The 19,059-nt window shown below is 71.8% G+C and carries 24 protein-coding genes; 15 read left to right on the plus strand and 9 right to left on the minus strand.

The window, feature by feature from the left end:
• Positions 1-114: 114 nt before the first annotated feature.
• Both OG373_RS06640 and OG373_RS06645 read right to left on the minus strand, forming a co-directional pair.
• Positions 115-1,872 carry a restriction endonuclease gene (locus OG373_RS06640; protein ID WP_405436631.1) on the minus strand — a complete coding sequence of 586 codons (1,758 nt, stop codon included), beginning with the start codon at positions 1,870-1,872 and terminating at the stop codon, positions 115-117.
• Between the two features lie 240 nt (positions 1,873-2,112).
• Positions 2,113-3,078 carry a pirin family protein gene (locus OG373_RS06645; RefSeq protein ID WP_405436633.1) on the minus strand — a complete coding sequence of 322 codons (966 nt, stop codon included), beginning with the start codon at positions 3,076-3,078 and terminating at the stop codon, positions 2,113-2,115.
• 105 nt (positions 3,079-3,183) lie between these two features.
• Here OG373_RS06645 and OG373_RS06650 point away from each other — a divergent pair, with 105 nt between their 5' ends.
• From OG373_RS06650 to OG373_RS06675, 6 genes are all read left to right on the plus strand, one after another.
• Positions 3,184-3,534, plus strand: coding sequence for a tetratricopeptide repeat protein (locus OG373_RS06650; protein ID WP_397737285.1), 351 nt, complete (start codon positions 3,184-3,186; stop codon positions 3,532-3,534).
• A 70-nt stretch (positions 3,535-3,604) separates the two neighbouring features.
• The gene (locus OG373_RS06655; protein ID WP_405443960.1) at positions 3,605-4,801 is read left to right on the plus strand and encodes a methyltransferase; all 1,197 of its coding nucleotides are present in this window, start codon (positions 3,605-3,607) and stop codon (positions 4,799-4,801) included.
• A gap of 28 nt (positions 4,802-4,829) precedes the next feature.
• Positions 4,830-5,600 (plus strand): MerR family transcriptional regulator, encoded by a 771-nt coding sequence (locus OG373_RS06660; RefSeq protein WP_397737287.1) that lies wholly within the window; start codon positions 4,830-4,832, stop codon positions 5,598-5,600.
• A 107-nt stretch (positions 5,601-5,707) separates the two neighbouring features.
• Complete coding sequence (locus OG373_RS06665) at positions 5,708-6,340, plus strand: DUF6230 family protein (RefSeq protein WP_405436637.1); 633 nt, start codon at positions 5,708-5,710, stop codon at positions 6,338-6,340.
• Entirely contained in the window at positions 6,331-6,789 is a 459-nt protein-coding gene (locus OG373_RS06670) for a DUF6114 domain-containing protein (RefSeq protein WP_405436639.1), read from the plus strand. Before OG373_RS06665 ends, OG373_RS06670 begins: the two co-directional genes overlap by 10 nt.
• The gene (locus OG373_RS06675; RefSeq protein ID WP_397737293.1) at positions 6,786-7,436 is read left to right on the plus strand and encodes a hypothetical protein; all 651 of its coding nucleotides are present in this window, start codon (positions 6,786-6,788) and stop codon (positions 7,434-7,436) included. The genes OG373_RS06670 and OG373_RS06675 overlap by 4 nt, the downstream gene beginning before the upstream one ends.
• 106 nt (positions 7,437-7,542) lie before the next feature.
• On the opposite strand, the gene OG373_RS06680 is transcribed toward OG373_RS06675, so the two are convergent.
• Positions 7,543-10,314: a penicillin acylase family protein gene (locus OG373_RS06680; protein ID WP_405436640.1), complete on the minus strand. Its 2,772-nt coding sequence runs from the start codon at positions 10,312-10,314 to the stop codon at positions 7,543-7,545.
• 160 nt (positions 10,315-10,474) lie between these two features.
• On the opposite strand from OG373_RS06680, the gene OG373_RS06685 reads away from it, so the two are divergent.
• Positions 10,475-10,789 carry a DUF2087 domain-containing protein gene (locus OG373_RS06685; RefSeq protein WP_405436642.1) on the plus strand — a complete coding sequence of 105 codons (315 nt, stop codon included), beginning with the start codon at positions 10,475-10,477 and terminating at the stop codon, positions 10,787-10,789.
• On the opposite strand, the gene OG373_RS06690 is transcribed toward OG373_RS06685, so the two are convergent.
• From OG373_RS06690 to OG373_RS06705, 4 genes are all read right to left on the minus strand, one after another.
• Positions 10,762-11,574 (minus strand): metallophosphoesterase, encoded by an 813-nt coding sequence (locus tag OG373_RS06690; RefSeq protein WP_405436644.1) that lies wholly within the window; start codon positions 11,572-11,574, stop codon positions 10,762-10,764. The genes OG373_RS06685 and OG373_RS06690 overlap by 28 nt on opposite strands.
• 92 nt (positions 11,575-11,666) lie before the next feature.
• Entirely contained in the window at positions 11,667-13,400 is a 1,734-nt protein-coding gene (locus OG373_RS06695) for a hypothetical protein (protein WP_405436646.1), read from the minus strand.
• Between the two features lie 43 nt (positions 13,401-13,443).
• Entirely contained in the window at positions 13,444-13,983 is a 540-nt protein-coding gene (locus OG373_RS06700; RefSeq protein ID WP_405436648.1) for a hypothetical protein, read from the minus strand.
• Positions 13,984-14,245: 262 nt separating this feature from the next.
• Positions 14,246-15,673: a dihydrolipoyl dehydrogenase family protein gene (locus tag OG373_RS06705; RefSeq protein ID WP_405443962.1), complete on the minus strand. Its 1,428-nt coding sequence runs from the start codon at positions 15,671-15,673 to the stop codon at positions 14,246-14,248.
• 182 nt (positions 15,674-15,855) lie between these two features.
• Here OG373_RS06705 and OG373_RS06710 point away from each other — a divergent pair, with 182 nt between their 5' ends.
• Genes OG373_RS06710 through OG373_RS06745 form a run of 8 tightly spaced genes read left to right on the plus strand, consistent with a single transcriptional unit; the run spans position 15,856 to position 18,519 of the window.
• Positions 15,856-16,260, plus strand: coding sequence for a hypothetical protein (locus OG373_RS06710; RefSeq protein ID WP_405436650.1), 405 nt, complete (start codon positions 15,856-15,858; stop codon positions 16,258-16,260).
• Entirely contained in the window at positions 16,257-16,520 is a 264-nt protein-coding gene (locus OG373_RS06715; protein WP_405436652.1) for a hypothetical protein, read from the plus strand. The genes OG373_RS06710 and OG373_RS06715 overlap by 4 nt, the downstream gene beginning before the upstream one ends.
• On the plus strand, positions 16,517-16,726 hold the full coding sequence (locus OG373_RS06720) for a hypothetical protein (RefSeq protein ID WP_405436653.1): 210 nt from the start codon (positions 16,517-16,519) through the stop codon (positions 16,724-16,726). The genes OG373_RS06715 and OG373_RS06720 overlap by 4 nt, the downstream gene beginning before the upstream one ends.
• Entirely contained in the window at positions 16,723-17,082 is a 360-nt protein-coding gene (locus OG373_RS06725) for a DUF6907 domain-containing protein (RefSeq protein WP_405436655.1), read from the plus strand. Before OG373_RS06720 ends, OG373_RS06725 begins: the two co-directional genes overlap by 4 nt.
• A 35-nt stretch (positions 17,083-17,117) precedes the next feature.
• Positions 17,118-17,447 carry a hypothetical protein gene (locus tag OG373_RS06730; protein WP_405436657.1) on the plus strand — a complete coding sequence of 110 codons (330 nt, stop codon included), beginning with the start codon at positions 17,118-17,120 and terminating at the stop codon, positions 17,445-17,447.
• Between the two features lie 12 nt (positions 17,448-17,459).
• Positions 17,460-17,621, plus strand: a complete 162-nt coding sequence (locus OG373_RS06735; RefSeq protein WP_405436659.1) for a hypothetical protein — start codon at positions 17,460-17,462, stop codon at positions 17,619-17,621.
• Between the two features lie 8 nt (positions 17,622-17,629).
• On the plus strand, positions 17,630-18,142 hold the full coding sequence (locus OG373_RS06740) for a hypothetical protein (RefSeq protein ID WP_405436661.1): 513 nt from the start codon (positions 17,630-17,632) through the stop codon (positions 18,140-18,142).
• Positions 18,139-18,519, plus strand: coding sequence for a hypothetical protein (locus tag OG373_RS06745; protein WP_405436662.1), 381 nt, complete (start codon positions 18,139-18,141; stop codon positions 18,517-18,519). Before OG373_RS06740 ends, OG373_RS06745 begins: the two co-directional genes overlap by 4 nt.
• A gap of 188 nt (positions 18,520-18,707) precedes the next feature.
• Here the strand turns inward: OG373_RS06745 and OG373_RS06750 are convergent, their stop codons facing one another.
• Together OG373_RS06750 and OG373_RS06755 are read right to left on the minus strand one after the other, a co-directional pair.
• Positions 18,708-18,869 carry a hypothetical protein gene (locus tag OG373_RS06750; protein ID WP_405436664.1) on the minus strand — a complete coding sequence of 54 codons (162 nt, stop codon included), beginning with the start codon at positions 18,867-18,869 and terminating at the stop codon, positions 18,708-18,710.
• Positions 18,869-19,051, minus strand: coding sequence for a hypothetical protein (locus tag OG373_RS06755; RefSeq protein ID WP_405436665.1), 183 nt, complete (start codon positions 19,049-19,051; stop codon positions 18,869-18,871). Before OG373_RS06755 ends, OG373_RS06750 begins: the two co-directional genes overlap by 1 nt.
• Positions 19,052-19,059 lie beyond the last annotated feature (8 nt).

The raw sequence follows: 19,059 nt of genomic DNA on the forward strand, positions 1-19,059 counted from the left end.
GTTCCCCACCCGTACGCGGCTTGAAGCAGATAATACGGCCGCCAACGTCGTCTTTTCGGTGAATTCCAGAGATTCACCCAGGCCCACTGATGCAGTCCCCATCACCGGCCCCCCTCAGCGCGGTCGGCGCTTCGGAGGGACCGGACCCGGGATGACATCGAGGTCGAGATGTTCCTTGAACAGGTGAACCAGGTTGGCGCCGTCCAGGAGTTCAAGGCGTCCGTGGTCGTTCGCGAACGCCTCGCTCGCCCGGCCGAACCACGAGGTCGTCACCAGGATGCCCTTGGCTGCCCGCTTGTGCTCCACGACGCCGGCGAGGGCGGAGACCGATTCGAAGGGCACCACCTTGGCAGTGCGTTTGGCCTGAATGATGCACAGGCCTCGCATGACCGGGTCGGTGTTCATCGCCACAGCATCCACACCCTCGTCCTGCGACGGTCGCGTGTTGACACTGTCGAGGCCGATGGCTTCGAACAACTGCCGGACCAAATGCTCGAATTCCGTGGGCGAGAGGTCCATCAGCACGGGACGGCTGTCCAGGCCCGCCACGACGTCCATGCTGTCCATCAGCCGGTACTTGCTCAAGTCGAAGGTGACCAGCGGGCGCACCGGCTCCAGCTGGTACGGATTCGGTGAGATCAGCGATCGCAGCCGCTTCAGGCAGGCCTGCGGATCGACTTGGGTCAGCACCAGTTCGCTGAACTCCTGCCTCCCCGCCTGGAGAGTGATCAGACAGGGGTGCACCTCGCGGCCCGTGGCACGGTCGATGGTCGCCACGTGCCCGTTCAGCGCCACGGACCTCACCACCCCGTCGGTGTCCGCCGCGAACAACTCGTGGACGGTCCTCAGCGCCGTCTGCGCCAGTACGGACGCGTACAGCTCGTGGCGCTCCTTCTCGGGCCTCGGGACAAGCGTGATCTCGTCGCGCGTCTTCACGTACCGGTAGGCGCGGGCCGCCGGGACCACATCTTCCAGCGGCAGGTCGATCTCGACCAGCAGGTCTCCCGTATCTGCCTGGTAGGAGACCTGGTGCGCCTTCGGGAAGCCGTGGGGATACGTGGAGGCGGCCAGGACCTGGTCGATGAACCACTCGACCGCTTCGACGTCGCGCTCCTGGTAGGCGACGCGGCGTGCCTCGATCCCGGCATTCCACTCCTCGATGCGGGCGGCCTCCTGCTGGTTGCGCTCGTCATGGCGGGCCTGCGCCGCATCCAGCTTCCCGACCCGCTTGTGCTCCTCGCGAGCATGGTCACGCAGCGCCTCGTCGAACCGCTTGCGTGCAGCCTCCACCTCCGCGTCGTACGAACGGCGCCCGAAGCCGAGCGCGCCCAACCATCCACGCGGCGGCTCGGGCTCGTACTCTCCCCACCGCGGGAGGGGAACGGGCTTCGTGCGGCTCTTGGACGGCGCGAAGACCGCAGGGACGAAGTGCTGCCTGAGACTGTCGAAGCTCAGGGGCCGGCCCTCCAGCACCGCCGCACGTAACAGTCCCGCCAGCTGCTCGACGTCGTGCTCGGTCACGCTCGTCTTGTCGACGGCCTCCTGGGCACGTGCGGCCTCGTAGGCAACCTTCTCGTCGCGCGCCTTGCGCTTGGCCTCCGTCTCAGCAGCCTTCTGGCGCCGCTCACGTTCCTTGGCCTGCCGCGCCCGCTCGCGCGCGTACTCGTCGCCCCCACCCGCCACCGCCACCCCCAGGTCCCTGCACGCCGGTCCGCTCAGGACTTCCCCCACCCAGGGTCGTGCAATCCGCTTGCCTACCCACTCGATCACTGGAACGCCCGCAAGCGCCCTCTGCGTCCAGGCCGGGCGAGAAGAGCTTTGACGGCTACGCTCTGTAGAACCTGCGGCGCCGTGCCCGAGGAGCCCGTCCACGGTTCATTCGGGACCATCGGAAGACATCCCTCGACCTGACGAACCGTCATCAAAGTCAGCATTGGGTCAGCATTGGTCCTGGCAAAGCTGACCCCAGCTGGTCACACCTGGGAAACGTCGAGAGCCCGGAGAGGGCCTCTCGCAGCCCGCGTCGCCCACCCCGGCGGAACGATCTCCGCGCGGGATACGGCCCCTCTCAGGCTGATCTCGACTTGTCGGGCTACTTTGAAAAACAGCAGGTCAACGCACCCGTCCTCGTGCCTTAAGCGGCCCCGGCGGGAGCTGCGGCGCCGGGATCGGAGGGCCGTCGTAACCCTTCACTTCGCCGTACCGGGAGCCTTCCATCCAGTCCTTGCGGGCTTGTACGATCTCCTCGTTACTCCGGCCGATCCAGTTCCAGAACATCACGATCTCCTCCTCGAACGGCTCGCCGCCCAGGAGCATCAGGCCCGCGTCCGAGGCGGCTCGCAGGGGGAGTTCCGTGCGGCCGCAGCCGAGGTAGAGCATCGAGCCCGGGAGGACCGGGACGCCGTCCACGTGGGCCTCGCCCGACATCGACAGGACCGCGTACTCGAAGTCCGGGTCCAGCGGGAGGCGGGTCTCGGTGCCCGACGCGAGGGTGAGGTCCGCGCCCACGATCGGGGTGTACGCCGTGCCCGGCGAGGTCGCCGTGTCCAGGGTGCCCAGGATGACCGTCGCCGTCAGGCCCGGGGCAGTGACCCGCGGGAGGTCGGCGTGGTGCTGGAAGTGGGGTTCCACGTTCCGGTGAGCGTCCGGCAGGGCCACCCACAGCTGGGCGCCGTGCAGGAAGCGGGCGTGCGGGCGCGGGCTCTCCTCCGAGTGGCTGATGCCGCGGCCGGAGGTCATCAGGCCCAGTTCGCGGGGCCGGATCGTCTCGAGGCTGCCGACGCTGTCGCGGTGCAGCACCTCGCCCTCGTGGAGCCAGCTCACCGTCTGGAGGCCGGAGTGCGGGTGCGGTGCGACCTGCATGCCGGGCTCGTCGGCGATGTCGTCCGGGCCGTAGTGGTCCACGAAGCACCAGGCGCCCACCATGCGGCGGCCCAGGTTCGGCAGGAGTCGGCGGACCTCGGTGGACTCACCGAGCTTGACCGTGCGCGGGCTGAGGAGCTCGCGCACCGGTTCGGCCACGACGAAGCCGCGGCCGCCGCAGGCGGAGAGAGCGGGCTGGCGATCGAGATTGCTCATGTGGACAACCTAGCCCCGAGGCGGCGGCGCCGGAGAGCGGAATGTTCGGCGGCCAGGGTGTGTTGGAGGCTGCGGACAGACCACCTGAACGGCGGAAGGGACGCGATGAACGCGCCGACGACGTACTTCGAGCACGGGACGGCAGCCGAGCGCTGGGCGCGCGCCCAGCTCTTCTTCGACGCGAAGGAGTACGCGACGGCCGCCCGCATCCTGGACGGGCTGGCGGGCGAGGCCCCCGAGCAGTTGGCCCCGCGGCTGCTGCTGGCCCGCGCCTACTACCACTCCGCCCAGCTCTCCCGCGCCGAGCACGAGCTGCGCGCCATCCTGGAGCGCTGGCCGGTGGAGGACTACGCACAGCTGATGCTCGGTCGCACCCTGGAGCGCCTGGGCCGGGCCGCCGAGGCCCGTCCCCACCTGCGGATGGCGGCCGCCATGGCGGGCGAGTTCTCCGAGTAGTGCGCCGCCCGGCCCCGTGCATGCGGGGTCGGGCCTCCGGCTCCGATAGCCTGGGTCCCATATGAACCGCCTGACCACACCCTTCGGCTCCTACGAGCTCACCCGCTTCCCCGAGGACCCGCGCGACCGGCTCCGTGCCTGGGACGCCGCCGACGAGTACCTGCTGCGCCACCTCGACTCCGGCACCGGGGAGCGGGGACCGGTGGACCTCGCCGCCGCCGCCGGCCGGATCACCGTGCTCGGGGACCGCTGGGGGACGCTGACGACGGCACTCGCCGCGCACCGCCCCACGCAGATCACCGACTCCGCCCTGACCCGCGCCGCCACCGCGGCGAACCTGGACCGGGCCGGTATCGGGACCTCGAAGTCGACGGTGACCCTGCTGACCACGCAGGACCCGCCGCCGGTGCGGATCGACGTCCTGCTGGTGCGCGTGCCCAAGAGCCTGGCGCTGCTGGAGGACCAGCTGTACCGCCTGGCCCCGCACGTGCACGCGGGTACGGTCGTGGTCGGCACCGGCATGGTCAAGGAGATCCACACCTCCACGCTGCGCCTCTTCGAGAAGATCCTCGGCCCTACGAAGACCTCGCTCGCGGAGAAGAAGGCCCGGCTGATCTTCTGCACGCCGGGCACCCCCGGGGCGACCCGCCCCACCTCCGCCGGGCCGTGGCCGCTGACGTACACGGTGGACGAGGAGGCCGGCTCGGCCTCCGGCCTGTCCGTCGTCAACCACGCCGGGATCTTCTGCGCCGACCGGCTCGACGTCGGCACCCGCTTCTTCCTGCAGAACCTGCCGACCAACACCGACGGCGCCCGGGTCGTGGACCTGGGCTGCGGGAACGGCGTCGTCGGCACGGCCGTCCAGGTCCACGACCCGGACGCCGAGGTCGTGTTCACCGACGAGTCCTACCAGGCGGTGGCCTCGGCGCGGGAGACCTACCGGGCGAACGTCCGCGAGGGCCGGCGCACCGCCGAGTTCCACGTCGGCGACGGGGTCGCCATGCTCTCCCCCGGCTCGGTGGACCTGGTGCTGAGCAACCCGCCCTTCCACTCCCACCAGGCCACGACGGACGCGACGGCCCTGCGGATGTTCGCGCAGTCGCGCAAGGTGCTGCGCCCGGGCGGCGAGCTGTGGATCGTCGCCAACCGGCACATGGGTTACCACACCCATCTGCGGCGGCTCTTCGGCAACAGCGAAGTCGTCGCGAGCGAGCCGAAGTTCGTGGTCCTGCGGGCCGTCAAGCAGGATCGTCCACGGCCCATGTGACCTGCCGGTAGCTCCTACACTCTGGCCCGTGAGCAGCCAGGTGGAGGACGGAAGCGGTGGCGGGCGCTACCGCCGGGAGGACGTGGCCCGGGCGGCCGGCGTCAAGGTGCGCAACCTGCGCTACTACCAGGAGCGCGGGCTGCTGCCGCCGCCGCGCCGGGAGGGCCGGATCGCCTGGTACTCCGACGACCACCTGACCCGGCTGCGCCTGATCAGCGACCTGCTGGGCCGCGGCTACACGGTCAACGGCATCGCCGAGCTGCTGCACGCGTGGGAGGAGGGCGGCGGCCTGTCCCAACTGCTGGGCCTGGAACGGGAGATGACCCGGGACTGGGTCCAGGAGGAGCCGGTCACGCTGTCCCGGGCCGAACTGCGGGAGCTGTTCGGCCCGACAGCGACCGCCGAGGACACCCGGCGGGCGGCCGAGCTCGGCTACGTGACGATCGACGGGGACCTGGTCACGTACCCGAACCGCCGGCTGCTGGAGGCGACGCTGACGCTGGTGCGGCAGGGGGTGCCGCTCGCCGAGATCCTGGACGCCGGGGAGTTCGTACAGGCGCAGGCCGCGGCGGTCGCGGACCGGTTCGTGGGGCTGTTCCGGCGCTATGTGATCGACGCGGCGGGCCCGGAAGGCCTGGAGGGCCTGGAACGGCTTTCGGCCACGCAGCTTCAGCACATCACGGCGGCGGTGGCCGCCCTGCGGCCGGTGGCCGGCGAGGTGGTGACCTCGGAGTTCGCGCGGGCGATGGCCCGGCGGGTGGATGCCGAGGTCGCCGAACTGCTGCGTACGGAGCAGTAGGAGTCGGCTCAAAGGGTGCACTCGCACAACCTTGCCAACCCCCATTGGCACTCTTACATTCAACTCGTCGGTAACAACGGTGCACAGCCGAAATAAGGGACGCTCTCATGACCGGTTCCCCCCATTTATCCGACCCCTCCGACGATGACTCCGGGCGCGTCCGCTGGCGCCGGTTCGCCGTCCTGACCGTCCCCGCCGTCGCCGTGACCGCCGGCCTCGGTATCGCCCTCGCGCAGGGCGTGCTGGCCGCCTCGTTCGCCGTGTCGGGACAGCAGTTCAAGGTGTCGGCGAGCAGCCTGGAGGGCGAGGGCTTCGCGCAGTACGGCAGCGTGGACGTCAACGCCCGCGAGGAGCTCATCCCGGTGGCCGTCACCGCCATCAGGGAGGCCAAGCTCCACAGCCTCTGCCAGTCCGTGGTCACCTCGCTCCCGGTGATCGGGGACATCTCGCTCAACCTCACCGCCGGACGCAGGGCCCCGGTCGAGGCGAGCAACCTCTTCGTCGACGCGACCCAGCTCTCGGGCGACGCCGTCTTCAGCAACATCGAGATCGGGCGCGACGCCTCCACCCTCGACAAGGGTCCGGCGGAGGCCCAGGGGATGCAGGACCTCTTCGCCCAGCAGGCCGACACCGTCAGGATCACCGATCTCCAGCAGACGGCGTGGGCGACGAACGCCGGCACCTTCAAGCTCTCCGGGCTCAGCATGAACGTCAGCAAGGGCAAGAAGGAATGCTTCTGAAGGTGCGGCGGCGCTGGCAGCGGTGGCGGCGCAGCAGGCCCTTCTGGGGCGGGCTGTTCGCGATCCTGGCCGGATCGTGGATCTGCGTCCTGCCGCTGGCACCGCTGAAGATCATGCTCCAGCAGGGCGTGGCGGGGATCCCGTCCGTCCTGATGGGCATCGTGATGATCGTGCTCGGGCTCACCGCGTGGTTCTCTCCCCCTCAGCGTTCTCTCGCGGGTGTCCTCACCACCCTGATCGCCACCGCCGCTCTGGTCCTGTCGAACCTCGGCGGGTTCCTGATCGGCACCCTGCTCGGCATCCTCGGCGGCGGCCTGATGTTCGCCTGGCAGCCGTACGCCGGACGGCGTGCCGGGACGGCGGAGTCCGCCGCCGGGAAAGCGGAGTCCGCCGAGGCCGCACCCCCTCCCCCCACCCCGCACCACGATCCCCAAGGAGCACAGCCATGAGCCGTACGCGCACCGCGCTCGCCCTCGGGACGGCCGTCGCCGGAGCCATCGCGCTCGCCTCGGTCACCGCCTCCGCCGCACCCTTACCGCTGGCCGGGTCGACCACCGTCACCCCGGCCGGGCACGCGTTCCAGGCCACCCTCAGCGGGAAGGCCACCCTCAAGGCCGGTTCGGTCACCGTGACCTGCACGGTCTCGGTCGCCACCGGCAGCGTGCCGGGAGCCCCCGGCAACAGCAACCCGGCCGGGCCCGTGTCCTCGCCGATCTCGGCTCCCACGTACAGCTCGTGCACCTCGAGCATGTGGGGAGTGACGCCGACGGTCACCACCAGTGGCGCCTGGTCGGTGTCGATGCAGAACGGCGCCCCGGTCACGGCCACCATGGGCCTGCCGGTCGGCGGTCTGGTGGTCCAGACGAGCGGGCTCGCCTCCTGTACGGTCACCGCCGCCCCCACCGCCCCGGCGAACGTCGGCGGCACGTGGGTCAACGGTGCTCCGTCGACCCTGACCTTCACGAACGTCTCCGTACCGGTCACTGTCACCGGCGGGTTCGGCTGCCCGACGAGCGCGACCACGTCCACCTTCAACGCGGTCTACAAAGTGACCGACACCACCGACCCGGCGCAGCAGATCACCGTCGGTCCCTGACCCGCTGCCTGCCGAACGGAACCGAGCGAACCCGAACGGACCTGAACGAACCCGCCCGGCCCCGGATTCCTCCGGTGCCGGGCGGGCCGCTGTGCGTCCCGCACCGTCAGCGGTGCGCGGCGAACTCCGTCACCTGCTGGTAGGTGGGCCGGTTCTGCCAGTTGATCTGCGGGTGGCCGAGCCCGCCGACCGGGCGCTGGACGATCGAGTCGGCGCACCACTGGTTGCCGGCCGCGCAGGTCCCGTCGGCCGGGTACACGGCAGCCGGGGTGGCGGCGGCCGCCTGCTTGAGGCCGGCGGCCACGGCGTCCCGGCACGCGGAGAGCGAGCCGCCCCCGCAGTAGACCCGGGACGGCGGGTCGGCGACCGGCCGCCCGAGCACCATGCGCAGGTCCTCGTCCGCGTAGCTCCACCAGCCGTGCTGGAAGGCCGATCCGGCGTGTGAACCGGTGGGCCCGTGGCCCGCGTTGGGCGCCTCGTCGACGGTCAGAGAGGCGCGCAGGGCGTCGTACAGCGGCGCCCCGAGACCGGGCTTGAACTCGGCCTCGATCAGCAGCGGCCACCAGGCGTCCATGATCCGGATGGCGTCCGCGTGTGCGTACGTCCTCGATCCCTGTGCGGTCTCCTTGCGCTTGGCACCGCTCACCTGCCAGGCGGCCAGTTTGTCGATCGCCGCGGTCAGCGCCGGATCGGTGACCGGTGCGCTGCGCAGTACGGCGAGCAGCTCGGGCAGCAGGTTCTCGGCGCGCAGGTCGGTGACCGCGGCCTCGGCCATGGCCTGGGTCAGGCTGGCTCGCGTCACCCCGCCCGCCGACACCAGCTGTTTGACACGGCGGTCGAGGAGGTCGCCGCGGTGGACGGCGCCCATTCCGAAGCCGGCCGCCCCGTAGTCCTTGGCCTGCTTGTTGTTCCAACTGATGTAGTAGTCCTGCCCGATGGACTGAGGGTGCTCGGCGGGCGGGGTGTAGTCGGCGGTGTTCGCGGCCGGGTCGAAGCCCTGCCATTCGTACGGTTGGCGGGCGTGCACGGGCAGGGCGGCGTCGACTCCGGGAGCCCGGACGGGGTTCGACCCGCTGTTGTAGTACGCCGCTTCGCGCGAGTCGGCGTAGAACCAGTTGAAGGCGTAGCCGATGTGCTGCGCGGCCTGCTGGAAGGAGCGGGCGTCCTTGACGTACGAGGGGTCGTTCAGCATCTGGAAGCCGATGATCGAGTCGGCCTCGTGGCGGTAGGTGGAGCGCAGCGCGGTGTAGGCGACGGGTTTGCCCGCGACGGTGGCCCGGTGGGTGACGATGCCGTAGTGCGTGCGCCACACCTGCATGCGGTAGGAACCGTCGGGGGTCGGGTCTGCGACGGACTTCTTCCAGGCGTTGGTGCGCTCCATCTTCTCCATGGGCGTGCAGGTGCCGCGGTAGAGGTAGTGCGCACTGGCCCTGGTGGGGCTCTGGCCGCCCGGTTCGCACAGCTCCACGGCGAAGGTGTCGGTGATGTCCTGTCCGGCGGAGGTGGCGCTCCAGGCGTAGTCCTGGCCGCGGCCGAGCTGGACGTACATGCTGACGCCCGCGAAGGAGGCGCCGCGGGCGCTGATGCCGGGGCCCTGGAGCTCCTGGAGCATGAGCAGTTGGGGCGCGAGGTAGCCCGTCTGCGGGCCGAACACGGCCACCGGGTGGCCGCTCGCGGTGTGCGCGCCGGAGACGAGCAGGGCGTTGGACATGCTCGGCCCGAGGAGCCGGGGCGGGTCGGCGGCCTCCTTGGCGGTGGCCGCGCCCGTACGGTCGTGCACGAGCGGCTCGGCGACGACGGAACCGGTGTCCGGGAGCGCCGTGCCCTGCGGGTTCGCGGGCTTCTGGGCGTACGGGAAGCCCGTGCCGTCGTGGACGGTGAGGACGGCCTCGGGGTCGTTGCGCTGGCGGAAGGACTCCCAGACGCGGGTGCCCTCCTCCAGGCCGTACTTCTGCTGGGCGGCCAGCAGGGACAGCGCGGCCTGGACCTCGCCGCCGCCTCCCCCGCCGAAGAGTCCGCCGACGACGGAGGCCAGGGCGATCAGGTCGGTGATCTTGAAGGGCTGGATCTCACCGGCGTTGGTGATCGAGTCGATGTGTCCGGTCAGGACGTACTTGCCGGGGAAGTAGCGTCCGTTCTTGGACTGGGTGCGGTAGAGGTTGATGCCGTCGACGTACGCCTGGGCGTCCTCCATCGCGAGGCGCCCGCGCTCGCCCTCGGTGGTGCGGATCCGGTCCACCTGGGCCTGCAGGTCGGCCTCGGTGTACGGGGCCTGCGGCCAGAACTGCTGCTCCAGGCCCTGGTTGGCGAGTGCGCCGCCCGCGAAGGGGGTCAGGTCCCCGCGGCCGACGTGCCGGAAGAGGTCCATCTGCCAGAGGCGGTCCTGGGCGGCGGCGTAGCCCGCGCCGAAGGAAGTGCCGTAGCGCGTGGCGCCCTTGATGTGGGGGACGCCGGTCTTCTTGTCGCGGGTGATGGTGACGTCGGGGCGTGGGCTGGTGGTGGACTCGACCTGGTCGGCGGGGACTCCGAAGGAGGCGTTGTTGAAGAAGTCGTTGACCTTGGCGTCGGTGAGGCCGGGATATCCGGCCACCAGGGAGTCGTAGCGGGCGAGTTGGTCGGAGGCGTGGGCGGGCATGGTGCCGAAGGCCTTGTGCAGGAGGATCTGGGCGAGCGTCGCGTTGCCGTTCTGGCCCGGCGGCAGGATGTCCGAGCACTGGCCGCCGCAGTAGTCGGCGACGGGGAGGGGTACCGGGTCGGCGGCGCCGGAGCCCGCGGCGGCCGCGGCGGCCGCGGGGGCGAGGGGGGAGAGCAGGGCGGCGCCGAGGGCGATCAGCCCGGCGGCGACGGCGGTTCTCATGCGTGCGGTGGGACGTCGCATACGTGCTCCTCCGTGGGGGGGCAGGAACCGGTCACGGGGAGGGTACTGGCGCGACTACCGATCAGTAAGATGAACGACCGTCACTTCTTCCGAGAAGGGCCGAGAAGGCCGGGGAGAAAATGCGTTGCCTCCCCGGAGCGGACGGGGGAGGCTCGCGGACATGTCTGACAGCACGGACCCCCATCAGCCTTCGCAACCCTCCGACCCGCGCCCGCCGCAGCGGGACGTGTCCGACCTCTTCTCCGGCGGCCGCCTCGTCGCGATCCCGCGCAGGGTCGCCCGGCGCGAACAGTTGCTCGTCCACCTCGCCGAGACCCTCTTCGCGGTGGACCGGGGCTACACGGACGAGGTGAACGAAGCCCTGCGCACGGTGCACGAGGACTGCTCGGCGCTGCGGCGCTATCTGATCACCTCGGGCCTGCTCACGCGGACCCGTGACGGCCGCACCTACCGGCGGTCGACGACCACCCGGTAGTGGGTCGCCAGCCGGCCGTCGTCACCGATCACGTGGAAGGCGACGGCGGGCGGTTCGTCGAGGTGGACGTGGTCCGAGGACCCGGTCGGCGCCTCCCACGGCAGCCGAAGGGTGGAGACCACCCCGGGCGCGACCAGCACCGGCCGCCCGGCGAAGGTGGTGGCCGCGGCGGTGTGCGCGTGCCCGCACAGGAACGCGGTCAGGTGCGGATGGCGCTCGACGAGGGCGGCGAGCCGCTCCTCACCGAACTGGCGGATCTCGTCCACGTACGGGGTGTGCAGCGGGACCGGCGGGTGGTGGAAGGCGACCAGGACCGGAGTCTCCCGCGGGGTTTCGGTCAGCAGGCCGTCCAGCCGGGCCAGGGTGGAGTCCTCCAGGAAGCCGTGGTGCGCGCCGGGGACGGACGAGTCGCACACGGCGAGGACGAAGCCCTCGCCGCGCAGCACCTGGTCGACCGGCGCAGTGGAGCGGTCTCCCGCGGGGGACCGCTCGGGAGACCCTGCGGCCGGCTCCTCGGGGGTCTCCTCCCCCAGCAGGCCGCGGCGGAACGCGGCGCGCTCGTCGTGGTTGCCGGGGCAGACCACCAGCGGATGGCGCGAGCGCAGCAGCCCGGCGGCCTGCTCGTACTCGGCGTCCTCGCCGTGGTCGGCTATGTCCCCGCTGACGAGCACGGCGTCCAGGTCGTGGGGCAGTGCGTCGAGGTATTCCATGACGGCGCGGGTGCGGTCGGCGGCGCGCCGGTCACCGTCGAGATGGACGTCGCTGAGGTGGGCGATCACGATCACGTGCGGTGTCTCCTTCGTCTCCGGTCGAGAGAGGGGGCGGACACCCATTCAACACGCCGAACCACCGCCCGCCTGCTGCGGGTTGTGCCCGATCAGCTGTCAGCGCGCCGCCGCGCGCGGCGCATCAGCACCCACCCGGCCGCCGTGAGCACGACGGCGCTGCCGGCGAGGGAGGCCGCGGCGATTCCGGTGGAGGCGAGTGCACCACCGGTGGCGGTGGCGTTCGTACCGCCACCGACCGTGGCGCCGGCCGAACCGCCGCCGACGGTGCCGGGGGTGCCCGCGGCGGCGCCCGTACCGGCGGAGCCGCCGTCGGGGCCGCCGTCCGCCCCTCCTGTCGTACTCCCCGTCGAGCCGGTGGAGCCGTTGGAGCCGGTCGACCCCGCCCCGCCGAGGCCGCCCGGGCCCCCGGTGCCGCCCGTCGTGGTGTCCGCGATGGTGACGGTGAGCGTGGCCGCGGTGCTGTGGACCGTACCGGCGTCGTTGACGAACTCGGCGCGGTAGCGGCGGCCGTTGTCGGAGAGGGCCGCCGTGAAGGTGTGGACCGGCGAGGTCGCCCCCTCCACCGCCCGCCAGGTCCGGCCCGCGTCCGTACTGACCTGCCAGGCGACGGTGGGCCGCGGGGTGCCCTCGGCCTCCGCCGTCAGCGAGACCCGCGTACCGGCCGTGACCGCCTGGTCCGACGGGTTCCCGGTGACCCGCGGGGACGTCGCCCGTTCCAGCCGGGTGATCTTCCCTGCGACCGGATCCGACACGAGGACGACCGCGCCACCGGGTTCGACGGCCACGGCCGCGCTCCCCGACTGGGTGTGTATTCCCGGAAGTACGACCGGTTTCATGACCTCCTGGAGGTCGCGGGTACGGTGGACGGTGAGCGCTCCGTTGTTGTCGCTGCCCGGCTGCGAGGTGTCCCCCGCGTCCTGCCACACCACGAACGCCTCGTGCGTGGTCGCGTCGAAACTCGCCGCACGGGGCATGTCTGCGCCGCCCTTGATGATGCCCAGCCGCTTGCCCGTCGCGTCGTGGACGACGACGGAGGTGTCCAGTCCCACCCACACGGCGCCGGTCCCGGGGTCCACCTCCGTGAATCCGGCGAACCCGTCACCGGCCGGGAGTTCGACGGTCGCGGTCACCGTGAAGGTGGCCGCGTCGATCCGGTGCATACGGCGGTTGCCGACGTCCGTGAACCACACCGCGCCGCGCGCCGCGTCCACCGCGAAGCCGTCGCCGCCCTCCAGCGTGACGGAGCGCTTCACGGCCGCTGTCGCGATCTCCACCTCCGAGAGGACGGAGCCCTGCGCGACCAGCACCGTCAAGGGCGTGAGCCCCGCGGTCGCGTGGGTGACGGCCGCACCCGGCACCCACGCCCCCGCCGCGGCGGCGTCACCGTCCTTGGCGGTGCCGATGCCGCGCAGCGGATAGAAGAAGACCGCCCCGTCGCCGGGCAGCGGCGCGAGGAGCTGCCGCACCGCCCGCCGGCCGAGGGTCCCGGTGGGTCCGGGGGCCTGCCCGACGGTGCTGCGCACCTTGCCGTCGGCGGGGTCCAGTACGTGCAACCCGCTCTCGTTGACGTCGGCGGTCTCGGGCAGATCGTCCGAACCGACGTACAGCTTTTTCGAGTCCGGGTGCAGCAGCAGGTCACGGGGCCTGCCCGCCGTGCCGAACTGCGCCACCGACCGGTACGCGACGGCGCCCCGGGGTATGTCGGCCCCCTCACCCCCGGCTGCCGATACGGGACTTCCGGTGGCGGCCGAGGCCAGTACGAGCGCGAGCGCGGCGGATGCGGCGCCCGCGCGACCGGGGGTGAGGGGGTGTCGGGGTGTCATGGCTTCCTCGTCGGCGGGTCGGGGGCGATCCGGAAGGGACGGCCTAGTTGAAGGTCACCGGGACGTGGACGTCGTACTTGCGGTTCGAGGAGTTGAAGTGGTCGGCGCGCGTGACGATGGCGCACTCCACCGTCTCTCCGCAGATCTGGCCGCCGCCCAGGTCGGCCTTGACGTGGATGGTGACGCTGAAGGTGCCGCCGGAGCCGAACTTGGAGGTGTTGGCCAAGGTCCCGCCGAAGACGTTGTTGACCCAGTGCGAGGCGCCGGTGGTGCCCGACTGGTCCGAACCGCCCAGGCAGGGGGTGGGCTTGTTCGCGCCCGGTGCGCCGCTCACGGCGCAGAGGCTCACGTATATGCCCTTGGCGGTGTTGTAGCCGCTGCCGGTGACCGTGACGTTCTGGCCGGCCGCGGCGGCGGTGGAGGGCGCGGTGAGGCCGAGGTTGAAGGTGGTGGCGCCGTCGGTGACCGTACGCGTCGAGGTCGCGGCCGACGCGGAGCCGGCCGCGCCGACGGCGATTGCCACGGCGGCGGAGGCGGCGACGGCCGCGCGGGCGGCGGTACGGGGCAGGGAGGCAGCACGCATCACTGGAACACCTTTCAGGCACAGGAAGTCGCAAGAACTGAGGTAAGGCTAACCTAATATCGATCAAGGTTGCACGGCTGCTTCGCGCCATCTCCCGCCCCGTGACAGCCGGTCGACTCACCTCCCGCACAAGCCGGTCCGGCGGCGGCCGGCAACGACACGGCCCGGCTGCGCCGTGCGGCGCAGCCGGGCCGTGTCGTTGTCCCACCCCGAAGGGCTTGTCCCACCCCGAAGAGCTTGTCGCACTCCGGGGGTGCCGTCCTCACCCCCGGTAGGTCTCCAGCAGCCGCAGCCAGATCTCGCTGATGGTCGGGAAGGCCGGTACCGCGTGCCACAGCCGCCGGATCGGGACCTCGCCCGCGACCGCGACAGTGGCCGCGTGGATCAGCTCGGCGGCGCCCGGACCGACGAAGGTGACCCCGAGGAGGACCTCGCGGTCGAGGTCGACGATCATCCGCGCCCGGCCGCGGTAGCCGTCGGCGTACAGCCCGGCGCCGGAGACCTTGGACATGTCGTAGTCGACCGCCCGCACCCGGTGCCCGGCCCGTTCCGCCTCGGCCAGGGTCAGGCCCACGGCTGCGGCCTCCGGATCGGTGAAGACCGACTGCGGGAGGGCGCGGACGTCGGCGGTCGGGGTGTGCTCGCCCCAGGGCTCGGTGTCCAGCGGGGTGCCGGCCGCGCGGGCGGCGATCACGCCGCCGACGATGCGGGCCTGGTACTTGCCCTGGTGGGTCAGGAGCGCGCGGTGGTTGACGTCCCCGACGGCGTACAGCCAGTCGTGCCCGGGCACCCTGCAGGTGTCGTCGACGTCGATCCACTTCCCGGCCGGGAGCCCGACGGTGTCCAACCCGATGTCCTCGGTCCGCGGCGCGCGGCCCGTCGCCATCAGCAGCTCGTCACCCTCCAGCGTCTCGCCGCCCTCCAGGACCACGCTGACGGGCCCGGTCGAGCCGTCCCGTACCACCGCCTCGACGGACACCCCGATACGGACCTCCGCCCCGGCCTCGCGCAGCGCGTCGGCCACCAGCTCCCCCGCGAAGGGCTCCATCCGCGGCAGCAGCCCGGAGCCGCGCGCCAGGACGGTGACCTGCGAGCCGAGAGCCTGCCAGGCGGTGGCCATCTCGACGGCCACCACCGAGCCGCCCACGATCAGCAGCCGCCCGGGGACCTCCTTCGCCGAGGTCGCCTCACGGCTGGTCCAGGGGCGGGCGCCGGCGATGCCGGGCAGGTCGGGGATCACGGCCCGGGTGCCGGTGGCCACGACCACCGCGTGCCGGGCGGACAGGATGTGGTGCTCGCCCTCGGGACTGGTGACGGCGACCTTGCGGACGCCGTAGAGCCGGCCATGGCCCCGGTACACGTGGGCCCCGGTCGAATCGATCCAGTCGATCTGGCCCTGGTCCTTCCAGTCACCGGTCCAGTAGTCCCGGTGCGCGAACACCGCCGCCGTGTCCAGGGGGCCCTGGACGGCCCCGGCCAGCCCCGGTACCCGGCGGGCATCGGCCCGGGCCAGGGCGGGGCGCAGCAACGCCTTGCTCGGGACGCAGGCCCAGTACGAGCACTCGCCGCCCACCAGTTCGCTCTCGACGAGCGCCGTGCTCAGTCCGGCGGCACGGGTCCGGTCGACGATGTTCTCGCCGGCCGGGCCCCCGCCGAGGACCACTACGTCGTACTCCACCGCTTCCGACATAGACACCTTCCAAGGGTTCCAAGAGGTCCACCAGGACCCGCAGGAATCCCGGTCAGGGGCTCATATCCCGTCACTGTACGTGTGGTCTGTGAGACATGCGTGAGATGACGGCGGCCCCGGCGTGGTGCAGCAACACCCCGCCGAGGCCTTGATCCGAACCCCTCGTTCCAGGGAGTCGAACCATGAAGCACACCGTACTCACCATCCCGGCATCCGCTACGGCGCCTACCGGCCACCTGCCCTACTTCCTCACCGAGGCGGCGCTCGCGCCGGTCGAGGAGCGGATCGCCGACCGCATCGCTGTCGAGGTCCCGACGCTCGCAGCGAAGATCGACCGGACGCAGACCGCCGCCATCATGCGCGAGTCGATCGCGGCCTGCCGCCGCGCCGAGCTGCCGCCGCTCACCACGCGAGCGATCGCCGTCCTCGCCGAGATCGCCGTGATGCGGGCAGAGAACCAGGACGAGAACTACGACAGGTTCCTGTCCTACCTCGCCAACCTGATCTGGCACGCGGGCGACAGCAAGGCCGTCCTGGCCGAGGTCGCCGCCCTCATCAGCCGCGTCCGCACCGAGGCCGCACTGTGAGCCGCCCCGACGCGGACACCCGCGCGCTGCTGCAGCAGATCGCTGCTCGTCTCACCGCGGAGCGGCCGCAGCACCCCATGCGGGAGAGCCTCCGCCAGGCGCTCGCCCTCACGTTCGCGACCCGCCGCCACGGGTACGGCACCGACCGGGCCGCGCGCGCCGAGGAGCTCCTCCTCGCCTGCGCGCCCGGTGTCGAGAAGGGCTGGACCCGCGCCCGGTACGCCGAGGCCCTCCGCGAGGCCGCGGGCGGTGCCCGATGACCACCAGCCCGCTCCGCGACCCGGCACACGAACTTCCCCCGGGCACGCTCTCGCCCGACATCGCTCTCCAGCTCGCCCGCGAGGCGCTCGTCAAGCACGAGAACGCCAACATCCGCGACCAGATCGCCATGTACTTCGCGGCCAACGACCTCCAGTACGCGCTGCGCACCCTCATCGTCGCCCTCGACGCCGAGGCCGGCCGATGACCGGGGCCCGCACCGTCACGGTGCAGACCCTCGATCACGGCCCGGTCACGATCCCCGAACCGGACTGGTGCCTCGGCCACGACGGGCCGCCGGACGTCCTCGTCGACGTCCACCACACCGGGCCCGAGCACCTCGTCCAGTACGGCGGCGGGACCGCCCTGCGCGCCGAGCTCGTCGCGTTCCCGTACGGCGACACCCCGGTACCCGCGAGCGTCCACGTCGAGCTGCACGTGCCGGACGTGACCCTCGACCCGCCCGGCCTCGATGCCCTGGCCGCGGTTCTCGTCGAGCAGGCGGCCGAGCTGCGCCGGCTGGCGCAGCGCCTGGCCGTGCTCCGCGCAGGGGGTGCGTGGTGACGACTCCTACGGCTGTCGCAGAGCGGCGCGTCAGGGTGCGCCAGCTGGCGCAGGGTGGCGCATCCTCCCGGCAGATCGCCGAGCAGGTCGGCGTGTCGAAGGACACCGTGCTCCGCGACCTCGCCCAGCCCGACCCCGCCGTCGCGGCGCGTACCGCACTGCGGGCGGAGAAGCTGGCGCACGCCGAGGAAGCGGTGCGCCAGGCAAGCGCCGCAGCTCAGGCGGTGATTGACGCACGGCCGTCGCATCAGATCACCGACGATGCGACAGCCCGTCGCTGGTGTGGCGCACTCCGTGCTGCGGCCGACGCGCTCGCGGCGCAGGCCGACGCATTCGCCGAGTACTACCCCTGCGCCACCGGCTGACCGGCGCACCTCGTGCTGCTCGCCGTGCTCTTCGCCGCGGCGGCCGCCGGAGGGTTCGCGGGGCTCTGCCTCGCGGGCCCGCCCCGCGCCCGCTCCCTGTACGCGCTGCCCGCCCTCGGCACCGCCACCTTCATTCTGCTGCTCGCCGCGCTCGGCGCGGCCCTCGTCCGATAGAGGACCCCGTGAACCTGCCTACCTACTCCGTCGTCTCCCTCGGCGGCGTCACCGTCGGCCTGTCCCTCCTCGGCTGGACCCTCGCCCGCTGGTGGGTCAGCCACAAGAAGAAGAACCTGAAGGCCGCCCTGGCCCTGCTCCCCTTCACCCTCTGCGCCCTGTACGGGATGCTGCTGATCCTGTCCGCCGGCGGCCTGCTCGGCGGCGGCGCCGACTGGTCGCTGTGGGGCTCGTCCGCGATCGGGAACGCCGCGCTCGCGTACGGCGTCGGCGGCGGCACCCCGGACGTCACCCGCACGTCGAACCTCGTCCTCACCGACGGCGGGCATGCGGTCGTAGTCATCGCCACGGTGGTCCTGATCGCGGTGTGGACGGTCCGCAAAGGCTTCCGCTGGGACCTGTTCGGCGCGGTGATGTGCGGGATCAGCCTCGGCCTGTCCTCCGGGATCGCCGGGTTGGCCGGGTGGGTGCTCTCCCCGGTCGTCTCAGCCGCCGGTGACGCCGTGGTGGGCCTGCTGTGACCGCCACCGCCCGGGTGGCCGCGCTCGGCCGGCGCCTGGCGCACGGTACGGGGCTGCTGCTGGAGTCGCCCGCCCGATGGTTCGACGTGCCCACAGCAGGCGCCCTGCTCGTCCGCCTGGCCGTGCCCGTGGGCGGCCTGGCGTTCGCGGGACGGGTGCTGGAGCGGGCCCCGCACCTGATCTACGCGGTGCCGGTCGCGTGGCTGTGGACCGCATGGGCGATGTCCGATACGTCCGCCACTCCCCCACCGCTACCGGCGGCCCCTCTCGGCGACGTTTACGCAGATGAGAGCGTCGAAGTCGACCGCATCGAGAGGGGCCCGGGGGAGGGGTTGACGATCATCTACCCAGTCCGGACGGAGGTGAACGGACAGTGATTCGGACCCTGTTGACCTACCTCCGCGCGGAGTACTGCGAGGCCTGCGGCTGGTGGTCGAAGCCGTTCTGCGGCCACTGACCCACCCTTCTGCAACTGGTTGCACAAAGGACCCCCGAGCATGGAGCGCTCGGGGGTCCAGTGCTGCCCGGCCTACCGTGTTCCGCCGAACCACGGGCGGCCGGGGGCCTAGTGGAGGTCGGCCGGATCCCTGTCGGTGATCGGCCGGCACTTCGGGTCGCCGTCCTCGTGGACGTGTTGGTCGGGGCGGGCCCCGGACGCCGAGTCGACGGGGAACGTCCGGTACTCCTCGCTCCGAATCGCCCTGTCGCACAGCCCGCAGATACGCATCAGTCCACCTCCGGTTTGGGGCAGCACCACACCTCGACGTCGAGGCGGTGGGCGCCGTGTCGGCCGAACAGCCAGCCGCGGGACACTGCGCCGGTCGTGAGCCGCTTGCCGCAGACCACGCAGGCCCGGCCTGCGGTCTGCTCCCACGCGAGCCCGTACACCTCGGGTAGCGGCGCTGCCACGCACGACC

Origin of the sequence: Streptomyces avidinii (assembly GCF_045161815.1) — a bacterium.
Classification (GTDB): domain Bacteria; phylum Actinomycetota; class Actinomycetes; order Streptomycetales; family Streptomycetaceae; genus Streptomyces; species Streptomyces avidinii.

Bases quoted from the DNA above. Each gene is read 5' to 3' on its own strand.
- OG373_RS06710 (WP_405436650.1), top strand. From the start codon at position 15,856: ATGAAGCACACCGTACTCACCATCCCGGCATCCGCTACGGCGCCTACC.
- OG373_RS06700 (WP_405436648.1), bottom strand. From the start codon at position 13,983: ATGCGTGCTGCCTCCCTGCCCCGTACCGCCGCCCGCGCGGCCGTCGCC.
- OG373_RS06680 (WP_405436640.1), bottom strand. From the start codon at position 10,314: ATGCGACGTCCCACCGCACGCATGAGAACCGCCGTCGCCGCCGGGCTG.
- OG373_RS06720 (WP_405436653.1), top strand. From the start codon at position 16,517: ATGACCACCAGCCCGCTCCGCGACCCGGCACACGAACTTCCCCCGGGC.
- OG373_RS06685 (WP_405436642.1), top strand. From the start codon at position 10,475: ATGTCTGACAGCACGGACCCCCATCAGCCTTCGCAACCCTCCGACCCG.
- OG373_RS06645 (WP_405436633.1), bottom strand. From the start codon at position 3,078: ATGAGCAATCTCGATCGCCAGCCCGCTCTCTCCGCCTGCGGCGGCCGC.
- OG373_RS06725 (WP_405436655.1), top strand. From the start codon at position 16,723: ATGACCGGGGCCCGCACCGTCACGGTGCAGACCCTCGATCACGGCCCG.
- OG373_RS06650 (WP_397737285.1), top strand. From the start codon at position 3,184: ATGAACGCGCCGACGACGTACTTCGAGCACGGGACGGCAGCCGAGCGC.
- OG373_RS06675 (WP_397737293.1), top strand. From the start codon at position 6,786: ATGAGCCGTACGCGCACCGCGCTCGCCCTCGGGACGGCCGTCGCCGGA.
- OG373_RS06750 (WP_405436664.1), bottom strand. From the start codon at position 18,869: ATGCGTATCTGCGGGCTGTGCGACAGGGCGATTCGGAGCGAGGAGTAC.
- OG373_RS06705 (WP_405443962.1), bottom strand. From the start codon at position 15,673: ATGTCGGAAGCGGTGGAGTACGACGTAGTGGTCCTCGGCGGGGGCCCG.
- OG373_RS06695 (WP_405436646.1), bottom strand. From the start codon at position 13,400: ATGACACCCCGACACCCCCTCACCCCCGGTCGCGCGGGCGCCGCATCC.
- OG373_RS06670 (WP_405436639.1), top strand. From the start codon at position 6,331: ATGCTTCTGAAGGTGCGGCGGCGCTGGCAGCGGTGGCGGCGCAGCAGG.
- OG373_RS06665 (WP_405436637.1), top strand. From the start codon at position 5,708: ATGACCGGTTCCCCCCATTTATCCGACCCCTCCGACGATGACTCCGGG.